This window comes from Nonomuraea sp. KM88 (assembly GCF_052245635.1).
Taxonomy (GTDB): Bacteria; Actinomycetota; Actinomycetes; order Streptosporangiales; family Streptosporangiaceae; genus Nonomuraea.
In genome coordinates, this window is record NZ_JBQQCC010000016.1 from 37,838 (window position 1) to 56,760 (window position 18,923).

Annotated in this window: 17 protein-coding genes; 8 read left to right on the forward strand and 9 right to left on the reverse strand. The window is 71.2% G+C overall.

Features of this window, described 5'->3' with window-relative positions; genetic code table 11:
* Positions 1-103: 103 nt before the first annotated feature.
* The 7 genes from ACTWPV_RS36895 to ACTWPV_RS36925 all read left to right on the forward strand — a co-directional run bounded on the left by ACTWPV_RS36895 (position 104) and on the right by ACTWPV_RS36925 (position 5,814).
* Positions 104-1,111 (forward strand): ABC transporter substrate-binding protein, encoded by a 1,008-nt coding sequence (locus tag ACTWPV_RS36895; RefSeq protein ID WP_443155332.1) that lies wholly within the window; start codon positions 104-106, stop codon positions 1,109-1,111.
* The gene (locus tag ACTWPV_RS36900; RefSeq protein WP_443155333.1) at positions 1,108-2,208 is read left to right on the forward strand and encodes a FecCD family ABC transporter permease; all 1,101 of its coding nucleotides are present in this window, start codon (positions 1,108-1,110) and stop codon (positions 2,206-2,208) included. The genes ACTWPV_RS36895 and ACTWPV_RS36900 overlap by 4 nt, the downstream gene beginning before the upstream one ends.
* Complete coding sequence (locus tag ACTWPV_RS36905) at positions 2,205-2,948, forward strand: ABC transporter ATP-binding protein (RefSeq protein WP_443155334.1); 744 nt, start codon at positions 2,205-2,207, stop codon at positions 2,946-2,948. Before ACTWPV_RS36900 ends, ACTWPV_RS36905 begins: the two co-directional genes overlap by 4 nt.
* 82 nt (positions 2,949-3,030) lie before the next feature.
* Complete coding sequence (locus ACTWPV_RS36910; protein ID WP_443155335.1) at positions 3,031-4,236, forward strand: erythromycin esterase family protein; 1,206 nt, start codon at positions 3,031-3,033, stop codon at positions 4,234-4,236.
* A 104-nt stretch (positions 4,237-4,340) separates the two neighbouring features.
* The gene (locus ACTWPV_RS36915) at positions 4,341-4,688 is read left to right on the forward strand and encodes an ArsR/SmtB family transcription factor (protein ID WP_347616298.1); all 348 of its coding nucleotides are present in this window, start codon (positions 4,341-4,343) and stop codon (positions 4,686-4,688) included.
* Positions 4,688-5,194, forward strand: coding sequence for an SRPBCC family protein (locus ACTWPV_RS36920; RefSeq protein WP_443155336.1), 507 nt, complete (start codon positions 4,688-4,690; stop codon positions 5,192-5,194). Before ACTWPV_RS36915 ends, ACTWPV_RS36920 begins: the two co-directional genes overlap by 1 nt.
* Positions 5,194-5,814, forward strand: a complete 621-nt coding sequence (locus ACTWPV_RS36925) for a dihydrofolate reductase family protein (RefSeq protein ID WP_443155337.1) — start codon at positions 5,194-5,196, stop codon at positions 5,812-5,814. The genes ACTWPV_RS36920 and ACTWPV_RS36925 overlap by 1 nt, the downstream gene beginning before the upstream one ends.
* 32 nt (positions 5,815-5,846) lie before the next feature.
* On the opposite strand, the gene ACTWPV_RS36930 is transcribed toward ACTWPV_RS36925, so the two are convergent.
* Genes ACTWPV_RS36930 through ACTWPV_RS36945 form a run of 4 tightly spaced genes read right to left on the reverse strand, consistent with a single transcriptional unit; the run spans position 5,847 to position 8,395 of the window.
* The gene (locus ACTWPV_RS36930; protein ID WP_443155338.1) at positions 5,847-6,257 is read right to left on the reverse strand and encodes a VOC family protein; all 411 of its coding nucleotides are present in this window, start codon (positions 6,255-6,257) and stop codon (positions 5,847-5,849) included.
* A gap of 10 nt (positions 6,258-6,267) precedes the next feature.
* The gene (locus ACTWPV_RS36935) at positions 6,268-6,708 is read right to left on the reverse strand and encodes a helix-turn-helix transcriptional regulator (protein ID WP_443155339.1); all 441 of its coding nucleotides are present in this window, start codon (positions 6,706-6,708) and stop codon (positions 6,268-6,270) included.
* A gap of 48 nt (positions 6,709-6,756) precedes the next feature.
* A complete protein-coding gene (locus tag ACTWPV_RS36940; RefSeq protein ID WP_443155340.1) occupies positions 6,757-7,476 on the reverse strand; it encodes an ABC transporter permease in 720 nt (239 codons plus the stop codon).
* A 34-nt stretch (positions 7,477-7,510) separates the two neighbouring features.
* Positions 7,511-8,395, reverse strand: coding sequence for an ATP-binding cassette domain-containing protein (locus ACTWPV_RS36945; RefSeq protein ID WP_443155341.1), 885 nt, complete (start codon positions 8,393-8,395; stop codon positions 7,511-7,513).
* Between the two features lie 353 nt (positions 8,396-8,748).
* On the opposite strand from ACTWPV_RS36945, the gene ACTWPV_RS36950 reads away from it, so the two are divergent.
* Positions 8,749-9,351 carry a response regulator transcription factor gene (locus ACTWPV_RS36950; protein ID WP_443155342.1) on the forward strand — a complete coding sequence of 201 codons (603 nt, stop codon included), beginning with the start codon at positions 8,749-8,751 and terminating at the stop codon, positions 9,349-9,351.
* A 64-nt stretch (positions 9,352-9,415) separates the two neighbouring features.
* Here the strand turns inward: ACTWPV_RS36950 and ACTWPV_RS36955 are convergent, their stop codons facing one another.
* Genes ACTWPV_RS36955 through ACTWPV_RS36975 form a run of 5 tightly spaced genes read right to left on the reverse strand, consistent with a single transcriptional unit; the run spans position 9,416 to position 18,904 of the window.
* The gene (locus ACTWPV_RS36955; RefSeq protein WP_443155457.1) at positions 9,416-12,514 is read right to left on the reverse strand and encodes a DUF5722 domain-containing protein; all 3,099 of its coding nucleotides are present in this window, start codon (positions 12,512-12,514) and stop codon (positions 9,416-9,418) included.
* A gap of 13 nt (positions 12,515-12,527) precedes the next feature.
* Positions 12,528-13,970 carry an ABC transporter substrate-binding protein gene (locus tag ACTWPV_RS36960; protein ID WP_347643445.1) on the reverse strand — a complete coding sequence of 481 codons (1,443 nt, stop codon included), beginning with the start codon at positions 13,968-13,970 and terminating at the stop codon, positions 12,528-12,530.
* A 49-nt stretch (positions 13,971-14,019) separates the two neighbouring features.
* On the reverse strand, positions 14,020-14,844 hold the full coding sequence (locus ACTWPV_RS36965) for a carbohydrate ABC transporter permease (protein ID WP_443155343.1): 825 nt from the start codon (positions 14,842-14,844) through the stop codon (positions 14,020-14,022).
* Positions 14,841-15,731 (reverse strand): carbohydrate ABC transporter permease, encoded by an 891-nt coding sequence (locus tag ACTWPV_RS36970; protein ID WP_443155344.1) that lies wholly within the window; start codon positions 15,729-15,731, stop codon positions 14,841-14,843. Before ACTWPV_RS36970 ends, ACTWPV_RS36965 begins: the two co-directional genes overlap by 4 nt.
* 14 nt (positions 15,732-15,745) lie before the next feature.
* A complete protein-coding gene (locus tag ACTWPV_RS36975) occupies positions 15,746-18,904 on the reverse strand; it encodes a family 78 glycoside hydrolase catalytic domain (protein WP_443155345.1) in 3,159 nt (1,052 codons plus the stop codon).
* Between the last annotated feature and the right edge of the window lie 19 nt (positions 18,905-18,923).

Consider the following 18,923-nt stretch of genomic DNA (forward strand, 5'->3'; position numbering starts at 1 on the left):
CACCATCGCTCGACCTCTCACCTCCGGAGACTCACCACATGAGCCGCACCCCAGCCATGCCGATCACTCGCGACAGCGTGCCGACGAAGGCGGCCGCCGGATCATGAGAAGGTTGCTCGTCCTGGTGGCGGCCCTGACGCTGACCGCCTGCGGGCAGGCGCCCGCCACCCAGGAGACCGGTTCCGCCGCGGCGCCACCGCCCGGATTCCCCGTCACGGTCGAGAACTGCGGCCGCACCCTCACCTTCGACCGGCCGCCCGCCAAGGTCGTGACCGGCTACCACCCGTCTCTGGAGACGCTGCTCGCCCTCGGCCTGGGCGACCGGATCGCTGGCCGTACGAACTTCTCCGAGAGCGCGTTCCTGCCCGGCCAGAAGGAGCCGTACGACAAGATCCCGGAGATCTCGCCGACGATCATGCTCCCCCAGAAGGAGGTCATGCTCGCCCAGGGCGCCGACTTCGTCCTGGACAACGCGATGGCCTCCTTCGACGCCGGCGGCGGTTACGCCACCGTGGAGGAGCTGGACGCCGCGGGCTCGCCGGTGTACATCCTGGGCGGCTGGTGCAGCCCCGAGGAGACGCTCGAGTTCACCCTCGAGGACACCTTCACCGACCTGCACAACCTCGGCAAGATCTTCGGCGTGTCCGACCGCGCCGGCAAGCTGGCCGCCGAGCTGCGCGGCCGGCTCGACGACGCGCGCAAGCGCGTCTCCGGCCGGCCACCGGTCAAGGTGCTGGCCACCGACGGCGGCAAGGGCCCGGTCAACGCCTACGGCGGCGCCGGCATCACCAACCAGATGATCACCGCCGCCGGCGGGGTGAACGTGCTGGCCGACGTCAAGGGCGACTACACCGAGGTCAGCGTGGAGCAGATCAGCGCCGCGCAGCCCGACGCCATCCTGGTCAGCGAGTACGCCACCCTACGGGGCGAGACGATGCCGACCGTGCAGGCCAAGACCGCCGACGCCCTCGCCATCGCCAGGAACAGCCCCGCGGCCAGGGCCAAGCGGGTGCTCCCCGTGCCGGTCGCGGCCCAGCATCCCGGCTACCGCAACCTCCTGGCCATCACCGACATCGCCCGCTTCCTGCACCCCGGCGCGTTCCCCTCATGACCAGCGAGACTCGGCAGGCGCCGGCCCAGGCCGCGAGCGCCGGAACGCCTCGCCGGCGCGGCGGCCGGTTCGCGGCGCTCGTCGTCGCGCTGGCCGTGACCGTGGTCGCCGCGACGTGGCTGGCGGTGAGCATCGGCGCCGTGCACGTCGCGCTGCCGCAGGCGTGGGGCATCGTCGCCGACCGGCTGGTGCCCGGCCTCCTCCCGCGTACGTGGACGCCGGTGCAGGCGCAGATCGTGTGGGAGTTCCGGCTGCCGCGCGCGCTGCTGGCGCTCCTGGTCGGGGCGGGGCTGGCGGTGGTCGGAGCAGTGCTGCAGGCGCTGGTGCGCAACCCGCTGGCCGACCCGTTCCTGCTCGGGATCTCGTCCGGCGCGTCCTTCGGCGCGGTGCTCGTGCTCATTCTGGGCGCCTCCACGCTGGGCGGGCTGTCGCTGTCGGGCGCCGCCTTCGCGGGCGCGCTCCTGGCCCTGGGCCTGGTGTACGCGCTGGCCCAGCGCTCGGGCCGGCTCACCCCGTCACGGCTGGTGCTGGCCGGGGTCGCGCTGGCGTACCTCTTCCAGGCCCTCTACAGCTTCGTGCTGCAGCAGGCGCAGAGCGGACGGGCGGCGCAGCAGGTGCTGTTCTGGCTCATGGGCAGCCTGGGCGGGGCCCGCTGGCACATGTTGCCGCTGCCGACCGTCGTCCTGGTCGCGGGCCTGGTCTACCTGCTGCTGCAGCACCGCCAGCTGAACGCGCTCACCGCCGGCGAGGAGACGGCCGTCTCCCTCGGTGTGAACGTGCACCGCCTGCGGATCACGCTCTTCGTCCTCACCTCCCTGCTGGTCGGCGTCCTGGTGGCCACCAGCGGCGCGATCGCGTTCGTCGGGCTGATCGTGCCGCACGCGGCCCGCCTGCTCGTCGGCGCCGACCACCGCAGGGTGCTCCCGGTCACGGCTCTGCTCGGCGCGGCGTTCCTGCAGCTCGTGGACGTCGCCGCGCGGACCGTCAACGCGCCGCAGGAACTGGCCCTCAGCATCGTCACCGCGCTGTTCGGGGTGCCGTTCTTCCTGTGGCTGCTGCGCCGGCGCTCGGTCGACCGGGCGGTGACCGTCGCATGATGCTCGACCTGCGCGGCGTCTCCGTGCGCCTCGACGGCCGCCCGATCGTGCACGAGGCCGACCTCCTGGTCGACGCCGGCGAGTTCGTCGCCCTCGTCGGCCCGAACGGATGCGGCAAGTCCACCCTGCTGCGCACGATCTACCGGGCGCTGCGTCCCTCGGCCGGGCTCATCAGCGTGGACGGCGACGACGTGCACGGGCTGTCCTGGCGCGAGTCCGCCCGGCGAACCGCCGTCGTGGCCCAGGAGACGCCCTCCGAGCTGGACTTCACCGTCGGCGAGGTCGTGCTGATGGGGCGCACGCCGTACGAACGGGTCCCCGCCGCCGACGAGGAGCGGTGCGCGCGGGCCCTCGACCGCGTCGGGCTCGCGGGCGCGGAGGCCCGCGTCTATGCCACCCTGTCCGGCGGCGAGAAACAGCGCGCGCTCATCGCCCGGGCCCTGGTCCAGGAGACCCGCCTGCTCCTGCTCGACGAGCCCACCTCCCACCTGGACATCCGCCACCAGCTGGAGATCCTGCACCTGGTGCGCGAGCTTGGTGTCGCCACGCTGGCCGTGCTGCACGACCTCAACCAGGCCGCCGCGTTCTGCGACCGCCTGTACGTCATGAGCGCCGGCCGCGTTCTCGCCGGCGGCCCGCCCGGCCAGGTCCTCACCCCCGACCTGATCGCCGACGTGTACGGGGTGCGCGCCGTCCGCCGCACCCAGCTCGTCTTCGAACGGCTCAAGGAGGAGGAGTGATACGGCTTGAGACTTTCAGCCCTTCCGGCAGGCGCTGGCGCGGAAAAGTCTCCACCTGAGGTTCAGCGATACCGTTGAAGGCATGGCCACTGGCATCCAGGACATCGCCCATGCCGTCGAGGCCGCCGCCATCATGAGGCTGCTGCCGGCCCGCCCGCGGCTGCTCGCCCTGGGCGAGCCCACCCACGGCGAGGACATCCTGCTCCACCAGCGGAACGACCTCTTCCGGCAGCTCGTCGAGCAGGAGGGTTACCGCTCGATCGCGATCGAGAGCGACTGCATGGCGGGCCTGGTGGTGGACGACCACGTCAGCTCGGGCACGGGCAGCCTCGACGAGGTCATGGAGCGCGGGTTCAGCCACGGGTTCGGTGCGTCCGCGGCCAACCGCGAGCTCGTACGCTGGATGCGCGCGTACAACGACGGCCGGCCCGCGGCCGAGCGGCTGCGCTTCGCCGGTTTCGACGGCCCGCTGGAGATGACCGGCGCCGCGAGCCCCCGGCAGGCCATCACCGCGCTCCACGGCTACCTCGCGGCCCGGCTGGAGCCGGATCTGCTCCCCTGCTCCGCGGAAACGCTCGACCGCCTGCTGGGGGCCGACGACCGGTGGACCGAGCCCGCCGCGATGATGGACCCGTCCCGGTCCTCGGGGCGGTCGGCCGAGTCCAGGGAGTTGCGGCTGCTCGCCGACGACCTGGTGGCGCTGCTCGACGCCGAGACGCCGCACCTGATGGCGGCGTCCTCGCGCGACGACTGGGACCGGGCGCGCCTGTACGGGCGCACCGCCACCGGCCTGCTGCGCTACCACTTCTGGATGGCCGACACCGCACCGGGCCGGGTGGCGCGGCTGCTGGGCCTTCGGGACTCGATGATGGCCGCCAACCTCCTCGCGCTCGCCGAGCGGGGCCCGACGCTGGTCCACGCCCACAACGCCCATCTCCAGCGGGAGAAGAGCACGATGCGGCTGGGCGACCTGCGGCCGGAATGGTGGAGCGCCGGCGCGCTCGTGAGCGCCCGCCTGGGCGAGGGGTACGCCTTCCTGGCCACGGCCATCGGCACGATCCGGCACCAGGGGGTGGGCGCCCCTCCCCCGGACACCCTCGAAGGGCTGCTCGCCACGATCCCGCACGACCACTACGTCGTCGACGCCCGCCTGCTGGCCGCCGCAGTCGGCGACCAGCCGCCCGCCCCTCGCCTGTCCCCCTGGTACGGCTACTTCCCGCTGAACCCGGCTCACCTGACCGGGAACGACGGGATCGTGTTCGTCAAGGACGTGCCGCGCAACCGCTGATCCTCGCTTCCGCCGTCCTCACGCCCGGCGTCGCGGGGTGAGGATCACGACCGCCCGATGCCTACGACTTGACGCATGCCTATATCGGCATATGATTGCTGTCCATGGCACGAGCAGCGACGACGTCGGACGTCTTCAACGCGATCGCCGAGCCGCAGCGCCGGGAGATCCTGGTGCTGCTGCGGGCGGGTGAGCGGCCGGTGACCGAGTTGGCCAAGGAGCTCGGGATGACCCAGCCGCGCGCGTCCAAACACCTGCGGGTGCTCCGGGAGGTCGGGCTGGTGCGGGACCGCAAGGCAGGCAAACAGCGCCTGTACGGCCTGGACGCCCGCGGGCTGCGACCCATCCACGAGTGGACCGGCGGGTTCGAGCGGTTCTGGAACGAGAGCTTCGACCGGCTGGACGCGTACGTGCAGGACCTCAAGCAGGCAAGGCAAGAAGGCGGTAACTGATGAGCGAGCAGGGACACGGAGCGCCGGCGCAGTCGGCGACGGCCGACCGCGAGATCGTGATCTCCCGGGTCATCGACGCCCCGCGGGAGCTGGTGTTCAAGGCATTCACCGAAGTCCGGCACCTGTCGCGGTGGTGGGGGCCGGAGGGGTTCACCACCACCACGCGATCCTTCGAGTTCCGCGTCGGCGGGGAGTGGGACTTCGTGATGCACGGACCGGACGGGACGGACTACCAGGAGTGGATCACCTGGACCGAGATCGCCACGCCGGAGCGGATCACGCTGCTGCACGGCGAACACCGCGGCGACCCGAACGCCTTCGAGTCGGTCCTCGCGTTCGCACCCGACGGGGCGGCGACCCGGATCGAGATGCGCACGGTGTTCCCCACCAAGGAACTGCGCGACGAAGCGGTCGAGAAATACCACGCGATCGAGGGCGGCCGGCAGACCCTGAGCAACCTGGCTGCCTACGTCACCGAGATCGTTCGGAAGGGAGCTGAGGACTGATGGCCGGGAAGGTGTTCTTCAGCGTGTCGATGTCGCTGGACGGTTTCATCGCACCCGAGTCCCTCGGGGACCTGATGGGGCGGCAGTGGATGGAACTGCAGCGGTGGATCTTCCCGCAGCGGTTCTTCCGGGAGAACCTGAAGCTCGGCGCGGGCGGCGAGGAAGGGCGCGACAACGACATCGTGCGGGAGACGTTCGAGCGCACCGGCGCGAGCGTGATGGGCAAGCGCATGTTCGACGCCGGCGAGCGGATGTGGCCGGAGGAGGCGCCGTTCCACACGCCGGTCTTCGTCGTGACGCACGAGAAGCGTGACCCGTGGGAGCGGCCGGGTGGCACCACCTTCCACTTCGTCAACGACGGCATCGAGACCGCGCTCGACCAGGCCCGCGAGGCCGCCGGCGACCGGGACGTCCGCATCGCCGGCGGCGGCGCGACGATCCTGGAGTACGTGAACGCCGGCCTGGTCGACGAGTTCTCGATCGCGCTCTCACCCGTGCTGTTCGGCTCCGGAATCCGCCTGTTCGAGGGCGTGGACGCGGGCCGCGTGGCCCTGGAGCCGGTCCGCGCGGAGCCGACGCACCGGGTGACCCATCTGACCTACGCGGTCCGGGGGCGGTGAAGGCGCACTCCTCCTGATCCAGGAAACAGCGCTCAGACCTTCGGGGCCTGCGCGATGCGCACCATGGTGCCCGACGGGTCGCGGAACGCGCAGTCGCGCGTTCCCCAGGGGTGGTCGATGGGCTCCTGCAGCACCTCGGCGCCGGATTCGCGAACCGCTTCGAAGGTCGCGTCGAGATCGTCGGCGCGGAAGACGATCATCGGCAGCAGGCCCTTGGTGAGCAGGTCGTGGAGGGCGTCGCCGTCGGCCTCCGACCGTCCGGAGTGCGGGGTGGAGAGCACGTATTCGGGGGCCGGCAGGCCGGGGCTGCCGAGGGTGACCCAGCGGCCCTCGCCGGAGGGCACGTCGTTGCGCACTTCGAGGCCGAGCGCGTCGCGGTAGAAGGTGAGCGCCTCGTCGACGTCGTGCACGGTGATGTGGCAGTTGTGGAGTGAGATGGTCATGCGGAAAACGTTAGGTAACCGGCTCGCTGTCCGCTTCTTCGATCCTGCTCGGCGCGTCCTTGGTCGGCCGGGTGTGCACCTTCGCCACGCACGGGGGCATCGCCGCCACGGCGCGGTGCTCCCGCGCGCGGTAGGCGCTCGGCGTCTCCCCCACGAGCTGGGTGAACCGGGAGCTGAACGAGCCGAGCGAGGTGCAGCCCACCGCCATGCACGCGTCGGTCACGCTGACGCCCGTGCGCAGCAGCGCCATCGCGCGTTCGACGCGGCGGGTCATGAGGTAGTTGTACGGCGTCTCGCCGTAGGCCTCCCGGAACTGCCGCGAGAAGTGCGCCGGCGACATGAGAGCGTGGCGGGCCAGCGTGGGCACGTCGAGCGGGCGGGTGTATTCGCGGTCGATCAGATCCCGAGCCCGCCTCAGGTGCACGAGGGTGGCGAGGTCTTGCCGGGTCATGGGGAAAGGGTATACCCGCCCTACCGGACCTGCGGGAATGGCGGTACGTCACCGGCGGGGCTCCCACCGGAAGATGCGGGAGGCCAGCGTGACGGCCACGATGACCCAGCCCAGCGTGGGCCCGAGGAGAAGCAGGGAGTCCGCGAGGGGGACGCCGCCGTTCCAGGCGTTGACCACGAGTTCGGTGGCCGAGCCGCCGGGAAGCAGCCGCTTGAGCAGGGCGAGCTCCTCGGTGCCTGAGATCCCCACCCAGCTGGCCACGGCGATGGTGCCGATGCTGACGGGCAGCGTGGTCACCTGGGCGTGCTCGGCGGAGTTCGTCAGGCCCGCCGTGGCGAGTCCCAGGCCGAGCATCATGATCACCATCGCGAGCACGGCCGCCGCCAGGAGGAGAACGTTGTCGGGCGCGCCCGCGACCGTGGCCAGCACGGTCATGATCGCGGCCACCTGGAGCAGCGAGATGACGGTGATCGGGAGGAGCAGCCCGGAGGGGATGCCGGTGTCGCCCGCCGCGGTGGAGCGCAGCCGCTTGAGGAAGAGGTTCTGCCGGCGTGCTGCCAGCGTGGTCACCGTGGTGGCGTAGAGCCCGAAGGCCCCCACGGTGAACATCACCACCGCCGCGATGTATCCGAGGCTGCCCAGAGCGGCGAAGACGTCGTGCCGGTAGATGAAGAACGAGCTGACCGCCACGGGCATGACGAGGCTGGTGACCAGAACCAGCCGGTTCCGGAAGATCTGGACGAGCTCGCTGAGAGCGATCGAGAGCATGGCGAAATGTCCCTTTCTCGGTGAGAGGGGTGGTCTAGTCGCTGCCGAGGGCGCGGAAGACGTCGTCCAGCCGGGTCGGCCCGGCTTCGAGCCCCTCCAGCTCCACGGCGTGGTCCTGCGCCCATCGGAGCAAGGTGTGCAGGTCCTTCTGCAGGCCGAAGGTCTCGATGCGGAACGTCCCGTCGCTCTCGCGCGTGGCCTGCAGCGGCAGCACGGGTGCGTGAGCGGCCAGGGAGAAGCGGATGGCGGCGGGCAGGGTCCGGGTCAGCTCGGAGACGGTCCCTTCCCTGTGGAAGGCCCCTCGGTGCATGAGCCCGATGCGGTCGGCGCGTTGCTGGGCCTCTTCCAGGTAGTGCGTGGTGAGGACGATGGTCGAGCCGTCGTCGCGCAGCCTGTCCACGGCGTCCCACAGGTCGTCCCTGGACTGGATGTCCAACCCCGTGGTGGGCTCGTCGAGGAAGAGCAGCTGGGGCGTTCCGTACACGGCGGTGGCGAAGTCGAGCCGCCGCTTCTCGCCGCCGGAGAGCTGCGACACCCTGGTACCGGCCTTGCGGGTGAGGTCGACGACGCCGAGCACGCGTTCGACCCTGTCGGTGCGCTGGGAGAGCTTGCCGAACAGCCGTACGGACTCCCTCACCGTCAGGTCGGGAGAGAACCCGCTCTCCTGCAGCATGATGCCCATCCTGGACCGCACCGCCCGCCGGTCGCGCGGGCTCTGCCCGAAGACCCGCACGGTGCCCGAGCTGGGCGTACGGTGGCCTTCGACGACCTCCAGGGTCGAGGTCTTGCCCGCTCCGTTCGTGCCGAGCAGGGCGTAGAACTCCCCGGGCCGCACGTGGAAGGACAGGTCTTTCACGGCGTGGAAGTCGCCGTACTTGAGGTTCAGACGTTCGACGTCGATGACTGGTGTGGAGGCCATGCACCTGATCCCATCCGTTGCCACGCTCGTCCACCAGTGGGACCGCGTCATGACAGGACCATGACGTTTCTTCCGCGATGACATGACGCAGCGTCACTGTCGAGACGGACGAAACGGCAGAATACTGGCGGAAGACCCTTGTCGTTGGAGCCCGGAGCCGCACATGATGAGCCTCTTCGTCCTGAGTCCGGGCGTGGCGACCGGGCTGGTGCCCGTCGTGTGGGTGGGCGAAGGACCGGCTCTCCGGTGTCACGGCATCCAGGGCCACACGCTGCACGTGGTGAAGACCTCACGGCTGCGGCGTTCCCGCGCGGCCGGTCGGACGCCGGCCACTGACGCGTGAAAGGACGACGATGACCACCGTGGTGCTCGCCGACGACGAGGCCCTCCTCCGCAAGGCGCTGGCGTCGCTGCTGCCCCTCGAAGGCGAGATCACCGTGCTCGCCGAAGCCGAAGGGGGCGAGCAGGCCGTACAGGCCACGCTGCGGCACCGGCCCGACGTGCTCGTCATCGACCTGGAGATGCCCGGCATGGACGGGCTCGACGCGGTCGCGGAGCTCCGCAAGGAACGTCCTGACCAGGTGATCCTCATGGTGACCCGCCATGCCAGGCCCGGCGTGCTCCGCAAGGCGCTGAAACTCGGGGTGCAGGGCTTCGTCAGCAAGTCCGCGGAACCGGCGCACATCGCCTCGGTCATCACGACGCTGCACGAGGGCAAACGCTGGATCGACCCGGACGTGTCCGCACTCGCCGTCGTCGACGACTGCCCGCTGACCGACCGGGAGATCGATGTGCTGCGGGCGACCGGCGAGGGCTACTCGGTCGCCGACATCGCCGCCCGGCTCCACCTGGCGGAGGGCACGGTGCGCAACTACCTCTCCAACGCCATGCAGAAGACCCAGACCAGGACCCGGCACGAAGCGGCACGCTACGCGCGCGAACACGACTGGTTGTGAGCGGTCCGGCGCGAGCCCTCGCCTGGCCCCGGGGGTCCGCCGGCCGGCCCCCGGGCCGCGAACCTCACGAGATGCTGCGTCCTTCCACCGCGTCGAGCTGCAGCGGGCCAGCCCCCGCGTCGCCGCGCACGCCGAATCCGTACCGGTAGCCGGCCCGCACCTCCGGGTCCGACAGCGCGGGCAGGTGCTCCAGCGTGGCGGCGGTGACGAGTTCCCAGCCTGACCCGGTGTCGGCGTAGACGGCGGCGCGGTCGCCCACCAGCGACAGCGCGAACCGGCCGCCGTCGGGAATGCTCACGCCCTGCTTGACGCCGAAGACCGCGAGCCCGCCCGGCACCTGGGGTCCGCGCACTTCGAAGCCCACGGACTTCTGGGTGTTCACGTAGAACGCCACCACGTCCGTCCTGCCGTCCTGGACCAGGCCCGCGTAGACGGTGTCCATGTCGGTGGAGTCGCCCTGGAACTTCCTGATGGTGATCGCCGTGCTGAACGCCGGGTTACGCGGCGACACGCTCGACGACATCAGGCCGAACCAGCCCGCCGACGGGTGGGCGGCCGACAGCGCGCCGTCCGCGTACGTCACTTGCGGCAGCTCCTCGTTCTCCGGCTCCGCCCGGTGCACCTGGTAGTCCCCGGCGCTGTCGAAGGTCTCGTCGAGCTCCAGGTTGGCGAAGGCGTCAGGGGATGGCGGCACGGAACCGGCCTCCGGCGGCAGCCGGAACGTCACCCGCTGCTCCTGGCGCGAGTAGGACGCGCACACGACCGGATGCTCCTGGTCCGCCGGCTCGTACGCGGTCAGCCTCGTCTCGAACGTACGGCTCGCGCCGGTGCGCAGGCCGGTCACCCGCAGCGCGTCCGGGTCGACGGTCACGCCGTCGCAGGACGTGAGCCGGACCTTGCCCGCCATGGGCAGCACGTCCCGGTTGGTCACGGTGAAGGTGACCGTGGAGCCGATCCGGCCGCGTTCGGCGGTGGCGGCGGTGACGTCGATGTTGCGCCGGTCCGGGCCGGGCACCGCGGTGGTGGCGAGGCCGAGCCGGTCGATCTCGTACGAGCCCGCCCAGTCGGACCCGACCGAGCCGCGCACCCACACCTTGACCCTGGAGATCGCCTCGCGCGGGGCCCAGCGGGACAGGTCGAGCGTGAGCCGGTTCCAGCCGAGCGCGGGGTCGATCGCGCCGACGCCCTCCGCCACGGCGCCGTCGCGCCCGTACACGCGGATCTTGGCGGAGAAGGCGTTGCCCGGCTTGAAGCCGTCGTCGGCGTTCTCCGGCACCCTGATCGAGACCGAGAGCCGCGACGTGCGCGTGGCGTCGAGCGGCTCGCCGAACACCACGTCGGCGCCCTTGTACGACTTGGCGTACTGCGACCAGCCGGGCAGGTCGCGGTCGAAGCGGACGCGCAGCGCGTGCCCGCCGTCGACGGCGACGCGCTCCACCCCGGCGGCGTTGTCCGACGGCCGCCAGCCGCCGGTGTCCGTCTCGAAATCGGAGATCACCCGCTCGGCCACCGGCTTGGCGTCGAGCTGCACACCGACCGTGGCCGGCGGCTTCCTGACGGCCAGCTCGGCCGGGTCGAAGCCGGGGATGACGTCCTTCCAGTCGGAGATCCCGATGATCTCCTTGGCGAACTCGGTCACCTCCAGCGACCGCTCGGTGTCGATGCCGGCGAACACCTCGTGGATCGGCTTGCGCTCGCCCGCGTTGGACGCCGCCGTGTGCTCCTCGTCCCACGTCCACAGCCCGAGCCGGAGCCCGCCCTCCTGCTTGTGGTCGACATGCCGGTGCAGGATGAAGGAGTCGATGCCGTCGGCGAAGGCGACCTTGTAGTAGGCGTACGCGTAGGCCGCGGCCTGCAGTTTCAGCTCCTTGTCGGAGTAGTCCTGCGAGTTCAGGCCCTGCTCGGAGAGGATCACCCGCCGCCGCTCGCCGCCGTACGTCAGGTGGTCCTGGGCGAGGTAGCGCGGCAGCAGCTCGATGTTCTTGAAGGTGATCCGCATCGTGTCGAAGCCGTCCGTGGCGGTCTTGTCGTTCCAGAACGCCGGATTGAAGAGGTTCTCCGGGTACGGGTGGTAGGCGATGTTCCAGTCGAAGTCGCCCTGCCGCTTGGTGAGCGCGTTGAGCCCGTCGACCACGTCACGGCCCTTGTAGGTGTACTTCGGGTCGTCGTTGGCCGCGCCGGTCCAGAAGTGCGTGAGGGAGGTGTAGACGCGCGCGGCGGCGTCGGCCTTGTGCACGGCCTGCCAGGTCAGCCGCATCGCCCGGGTGTACTGCTCCAGGAAGACGTCCCGCTCCTGCGGGCCCATGTTGTACCAGAACTGCTGGGCGTCGATCTCGTTGCCGACGATCCAGCCCCATGCCCGGCCGTGCCTGGCGTCGGCCCGGCTGTAGCGCTGGGAGAAGAACTCCATCGCGGCCGTGAAGTGCGCCTCGCCCTCGGCCGTCTTGGTGTTGAACGCGTAGACCGTGCCCTTGCCCAGCTCGGCCTCGGGGTGGATGAGGGTGCGGGCGGCGGAGTTGGGGGCGGTGCTGTTGTAGACGAGGATGATCAGGTTGACCAGCATCCCGTTGTCCGACAGCGGCTTGACCTGGGCGTCCAGCCCGGCGACGGCGCCGCGGTCGAAGTAGTAGGTCTTTCCCTGGGAGACGAACTCGATGGTGTTGCCGGGCTCGCCGGGCCCGGCCATCATGACCGAGTCGAGCGCGAGGTTGATGCCGGCGTGCTGGACGCCGATCTCCTCGGCATCATCGGACATCTGCACTTGCAGACCCTTTTTGCCCGACATTTCGGGATATGGGGCTTGACTGGTGGACGCGAAGCTCAACTGGTCGGCATAGTGCACCTCGCCCAGCGGCCCCTCCGCGCCCACCGCGAGGAACTTGTCGTACAGCCGGTCCTGGTCTCCGTCCATGCGCGGCACCTCGACACGGAACTCGCCCGCCTCGACGGTCGCGACCGGCGTCTCTCCGGTGTGCGTGTCCTGCCACGTGTCGAGCGCGTACAGCTCGACCTGCCCGGACGCGGTGCCCGTGATGGTGACCACGCTCTCGCCGACCTCCACTCCGGTCACCCCGCCGGTCCCCTCGCGCGGGGCCGCCGCGTGCGCGGGCAGGCTCACGAACATCGCCGGTACGGCCAGCGCCAGGGCGATCAATAACCGCATTGTCAACTACCTCCTACTTGGCCCAGTCCTCGTCGCCCCAGGCGTTCTTCTTGATCCCGGCCTCGATGCCGCGCTCCCACCACTTCTGCAGGTCGGCCAGCTCCGCCTCCAGCGAGCGCTCGCCCAGCAGGTAGCCGTCGAACACGTCGCGGAACGAGGTGCCCTCGGGGCCGCCGGGCAGCGCGGTCACCCGGAACGGCTTGCCCCACTCACCCTCCAGCAGCCCCGCGGTCTCGGCCGACGGCTCGACACCCTCGACGGCGGGCAGGCCGCCGGTCGCGTCCAGCCACGGCTTGATCGCCGGCGAGCTCATGTACTGCAGGAACTTGACGGCCGCCGCGTACTTCTCGTCCTTGACCGTCGACGGGATCATGTAGCTGGTGCCGCCGATCGACGCGCCGTAACGGGCGGGGGCGTCCGTCGACAGCGACGTGGTGTCCTTGGTGATCGTCGGGAACGGCATCGTGCCGAGCGGGAACTTCGCGTCCGCCTTCAGCGCCTCGACGGCGAAGTCGGTGCCCCACGACATGGCGGCCTTGCCGGAGACGAAGTCGCGGTAGCCGACCGTCGCTCCGCCGTCGGCCACGCCCGTCCAGTTGGGGGTGCCGCAGTCGAAGAACTCCTTGTAGATCTTGAGCGACTCGGCGACCTCGGGCGTCCTGGTGGTGAGCGTGCCCTCCTTGATCACCTTGCTCATCGACTTCTCGGTCACGGTCGGCGCCTTGCCGGGCTCGCCGGTGGCGTCGAACTGGTTCCACTCGTCGTAGTACTTGTCGATGAGCTGGGTGCTGACCGCCTCCCACGTCCAGCCCGCGGCCAGGCCGCCCTTGTCGAGCGCGACCGGGTCGAAGCCGGCGTCCTTCAGTTTCGAGCAGGCGGACCTGAAGTCCTCCCACGTGGCCGGCGGCTGCTCGATGCCCGCCTTGGCGAAGGCGTCCTTGTTGTAGAACAGGCCGATCGCGACCAGGTTGAACGGGATGTACTCCAGCTTGCCGCTCTCCTTGCTGAGCGCCTTGGAGACGCCGGGGCCGTAGTACTCCTTCCTGAACACGTCGATCCAGCGCTGGTTGCCCGGCACGTACGGGTTGGGCTTCTGCAGCTCGGCGTCGAGCGCGTGCACCTCGTGAGCCTTGTGCGGCGGCTGGTTGAAGACCAGCTCGGGCGCGGTGCCGGCGGCGAGTTGGGTGGTGATCGTCTGCGAGAAGCCGTCGAGGGGCAGCACCTGGGTCTTGACCTCGACGCCCGGCTCGCGTTTCTCGAAGGAGTCGACGAGCGCCTCCCAGGCCGGGCCGAAGCTGCTGCCGCTGGCGTTCCACTGGTTGGGGCCGGCCAGAGTGATCGTGATCTTGCCGCCCGCGCCGGTCGCCGACGTGTCGCCGGTGCCCAGCAGGCCGCAGCCGGTCACCGCGAGCAGCAGGGCCGAGGCCGCCAGCCCGCTCTTGGGGGGTGTTCTCATGGGGAGCCGCTTCCTTTCTTGGTTGATACGTTTCAACGAACCGCGCCCCTCACTTGCCGGAGACGATGCCGCCCTGGATGCCGGCCAGGAACCACTTCGACAGGAACGTGAACAGCACCACCAGCGGAAGGCTGGCCAGAACGTAGCCCGCGAACAGCGGACCCCACTGCTGCGCGTTCTGGTTGGCGAAGAACGCCAGCCCGGCGGGGATCGTCCGGTACGCATCGGTCTGCACCGTGAGCAGCGGCCAGAAGTAGTCGTTCCACACGCCCAGCACCGTCATCAGCGCCACCGTGCCGATGACGGGCCGGGACAGCGGCAGCATGAAGGCCAGGAACAGCCGGGTCCCGCCCGCGCCGTCGACCCTGGCCGCCTCGAAGATCTCCTCAGGGACCTGCACCATGTAGGTGCGCATGATGACGATCCCGAGCACCGTGTTGGCGGTGACGTGCGGGACGATCAGCACGAGCCTGCTGTCCAGGATGCCCAGATCCCGCATCAGCACGAAGAGCGGGACCAGGCTGGTGATCGAGGGCACCATGAGCAGCGCCGCGATCAGCCCGAACAGCGCGCCGCGACCGGGGAAGCTGAAGCGGGCGAAGACGAACGCCGCTGCCGGGGCCAGCACCAGCGTGCCGGCGATGGCCAGCCCCGCGACCACGAACGAGGTGAACAGGTAGGGGCTGACCTGCTCCCAGGCCACCGCGTAGTTGTCCAGGTGGAACGGCCAGGCGGGCGACCAGTAGCCGGCGAAGAACTGCTCGTTGTCCTTGACCGAGGCCGCCAGCATGAAGAGGTAGGGGAACAGCCCGGCGAACGCCAGCACCGCCAGCACGGCCCCCGCCACCAGGTCTGTCCTGCGCGTGCGGCTCATGCGTCCGCCTTCCTGCCCAGCGTCAGCGCGACCAGGCTGACCGCGAGGGTCAGCACGAACAGCACCGTGCCGAGCGTCGCCGCGTACCCCCAGCTCGTGTCCACGAAGGCCGCGTCGAGCATGCGCAGCACCGGCACCTGCGTGGCGTTGTCGGGCCCGCCCCCGGTCATGATGTGCGCCTGCATGCCGTACTGCAGCACCGATATCACCGCCAGCACGAACAGCAGCTTGACGTCCTGGAACATCATCGGCAGATCGATGCTCCAGAAGCGGCGCAGCCGGCCGGCGCCGTCGACCTCGGCGGCCTGGTAGATCTCCGCCGGCACGTTCTGCAACGCCGACAGGAAGACGAGGAACGGCAGGCTCGCCACCCACGGGAAGCCGATCGTCATCAGCGCGACCAGCGCGGTGTCGGGGTCGCCGATCCAGTTGCCCGCCAGCCCGTCCAGCCCCATCGCGCGCAGCGCGCTGTTGATGACGCCGTCGCGCGGGTCGTACATGAACTGCCACAGCAGCACGTTGACCACCGCGGGGAAGGCCAGCGGGAGGATCAGCAGCGTGCGGAACACGAAGCGCAGCCGCTCGCTCGACAGCGACATCACCAGCTCGGCCGCCAGCAGCGGGAACACCCACATGAGCGTGACCGCCCAGACGAAGATGACGCCGATGTTGCGGAACGAGGCCCACCACAGGTCGTCGCCGAGCATCGTCAGATAGTTCTCGAAGCCGACGAAGGGCGACTCGAAGCCCGGCCGCCACTCGAAGAGCGAGTGGACCATGCCGTTCAGCGCCGGGTAGTACGAGAACGCCGCGAGCAGGGCGAACGTGGGGAGGAGGACGAGGTAGACCCCCCACGGGGGCCGGCGGCGCGCCTTTGTGCTGGTCACGATCGAACTGCCTCTCAGCTTGCCGTGTCCCGCGCCCGGAACGCGTACGACCCCGAGCCGACCCGGTAGACCGCTCCCCCGCCGTCCAGCCGGTCGAAGGTCACGCACTCCGCCTGGCCGGCCGGCACGCCGCCCTCGGTCACCCGCTCGGGCGGCGCGGGCACGTGCACCTCGGCGCGGGTGTTGGGCGGCAGGACGACGTCCAGCGCGAAGCGGTCGCCCTCCAGCCGCCAGGCGACCTCCACCCGGCCGTGCCGGGTGCGGTGCGCGGTCGTCGCCCAGGTGATTCCGCCGCCCGGCCGCGGCCGCACCACGACGTCGGCGTAGCCGGGCGACCCCGGGGCGAGCCCGCCGACCGTCCGGTACATCCAGTCGCCGACGGCGCCGTACGCGTAGTGGTTGAAGGAGTTCATGCCCGGGTCCTGCAGCCCCCGGTGGTGGCTCCATGAGTCCCAGCGCTCCCACATGGTCGTCGCCCCGCCGTGGACGACCGGGTAGAGCCAGGACGGGAAGGTGTCCTGCGTCAGCAGCCGGTAGGCCACGTCCAGCCGCCCGGTCGAGGTGAGCGCGTCCAGCAGGAACGGCGTGCCGAGGAAGCCCGTCGACAGGTGGCCGCCACGGGCCTCGATGTCGCCGGCCAGCCGGGCGGCCGCCCTGGGCAACTCGTGCTCCTCGAACAGCCCTGCCGTGACGGCCAGCACGTAGGCGGTCTGCGTGCCCTCCGCCAGCACGCCGGGGCCCTCGACGAAGGCCGCGCGGAACGCCTCCCGTACGCGGCCGTACAGCTCCAGGCAGGCCCGCTCGTCCGCGTCGCGGCCGAGCACGGCGGCGAGCCCGGCGAGCTGCCGCGCGGACAGCGCGAAGATCGCGGTGCCGACGAGCCGCTTGGACGTCTCGGCGCCCGTCGCCAGCCAGTCGCCGAACCCCTCCTCCGGGAAGATCCCGCCGTCGGAGCGTTTGTCCAGGTACGCCAGCCAGCGTGCCATCGGCTCGAAGCAGGCCGCCACCACCCGCGTGTCGCCGCGCAGCCGGTGCATCGCCCACGGCAGCATCACGAGCGCGTCGCCCCAGCCGGGCGAGCCCGCCTCCTTGGCGTCGGGCGACAGCCCGCGGCCGGAGAGCACGTCGGGCACCACGTGCGTGACGGCGCCGTCGTCGCCCTGCGCGGCCACCACGTCGTCCAGCCAGCTGCGCAGGAACCGGGCGACGTCGTAGTTGAACAGCGCCGTGGGCGCGAACGCCCAGATGTCGCCCGTCCAGCCGAGCCGCTCGTCGCGCTGGGGGCAGTCGGTGGGGACGGCCAGGAAGTTGCCCCGCTGCCCCCACACGATGTTGCGCTGCAGCCGGTCGAGCCGCTCGTCGGAGCAGGTGAACTCGCCGGCCGGCTCCATCGCGGCATGGGCGACCCTGGCCGTGATCCGCTCCGGGGCCGCGCGCAGCCCCGACACCTCGACATAGCGGAAGCCGTGGAAGGTGAAGCGTGGCTCGAACGTCTCGGGCCCGTCCCCGCTCGGCAGGAACTCGTCCGTCGCGCGGGCCGAGCGCAGGTTGGCCAGGTGCGGCCCGCCCTCGTGGTCGAGGACCTCGGCGTGGCGCAGCACCACCGGGCGCTCCCGGCCGGCGCGGCCGGTGAGCCGGACCCAGCCGACCAGGTTCTGGCCGAAGTCGGCGATCCACACGCCGGGGCTGCGCTCCCACACCGCGACGGGCTCCAGCTCCTCGTGCACCCGGATCGGCGGCGCGACGGCGGCGGTCACCCGGCCCGCGGGCGGGCTCACGGGCACCGCGGGCGCCCAGCCGGAGTCGTCGAACCCGGGAGCCGTCCAGCCGTGCGGCTCCGCGGCGAGGTCCTGCCGCTCGCCGTTCTGCAGGTCGGCGTAGCGGATCGCGCCCGTCCCCGCCCGCCACCCCGGGTCCGTGCGCAGCCGGGTCACGCTGCCGTCGTCGTGCAGGATCTCCAGCTCGGCGCGGAAGGCCGGCCTGCGGCCGTACTGGAAGGGGCCGAACCAGCTGATGTGGCCCGCGTACCAGCCGTCGGCGAGGATCGCGCCGATCGCGTTGCGGCCCTCCGACACGAGCTCTGTGACGTCGTAGGCCTGGTACGTGATCCGGTGGCGGTAGTCGGTCCAGCCGGGCGCCAGGTGGTCGGCGCCCACCCGGCTGCCGTTCACGTGCACCTCGTGGACTCCGAGCGCGGTGGCGTAGAGCCTGGCCCTGCGCACCGGCGACGGCACGTCGAACTCGCGCCGCAAGTAGGGGCTGGGCCGGTCGGCGATCGGCTCGCGGCCGTGCGGCGGGTCGCCGTGCAGGCCCACCTCCTCGGCCAGCGACCACCCCGAGTCGTCGAAGCCGGGCTGCTCGAACCCGTCCTCGGGCCGGTCGCCGGCCCGCCACCTGCCGCCGGACGTGACGGTCACCCCGCCCGCCGCCGCCACGGGCACGAGCTGCGCCAGCGCCGGCCGCCCCTCGACCACGACCTCCAGCCGCACGCACAGCCCGGACCCGCCGGCCCTGATCGCCAGCACGTTCTCGCCCGGGACCACCAGGTCGCCCGCGTCGGCCACGAACGCGCCGTCCCGCGACTCGCCGGCGACCGGCGCACCGTTGACGTACGCCGCCACCTCGTGGCCGCCGCCTATCACCAGCCGCGCCGACAGCGGCCGTGCCCCGCCCGGCACCTCGAACCGCGTACGGAACGCCCCGAGCGGCGAAGGGGACGGCCCGAGCCGGCCGGCGACCCACATGCGCGGCACGTTCTCCAGCGACGGCAACCGCTCCGAGCCGGGCACCACGGGCGTGCCGATCCAGCCCGCCGTCCAGCCGGCGGTGTCGCCGAGCCCGGTCTCGAACCAGCGGGCGGGACCCCACTCCGACCAGGTGCCGCTCTCGTCGGCCACCTTGACGCGCCACCCGTAGCGGGTCCGCGGCCGCAGCTCCGCCCCGCCGTACGGGATGTCGTACGTGACGGCCGAGGTCACGGCGTCGCTGTCCCAGACCAGCTCGGCCCCCTCGCCGGCCGGATCGCCCTCCCGCGCCACGATCACCCGGTACGCGCTCTGCGCGCGCCCGCGCCCGGCCCCGGTGATCTGCCACGAGAACAGCGGAGCGCTCACATCCAGGGCCAAGGGCTCGGCCAGTCCTTCGACCCGGGGATCGGTCACGGCCAGCTGCATGCAGGGGCTCCCAACTATT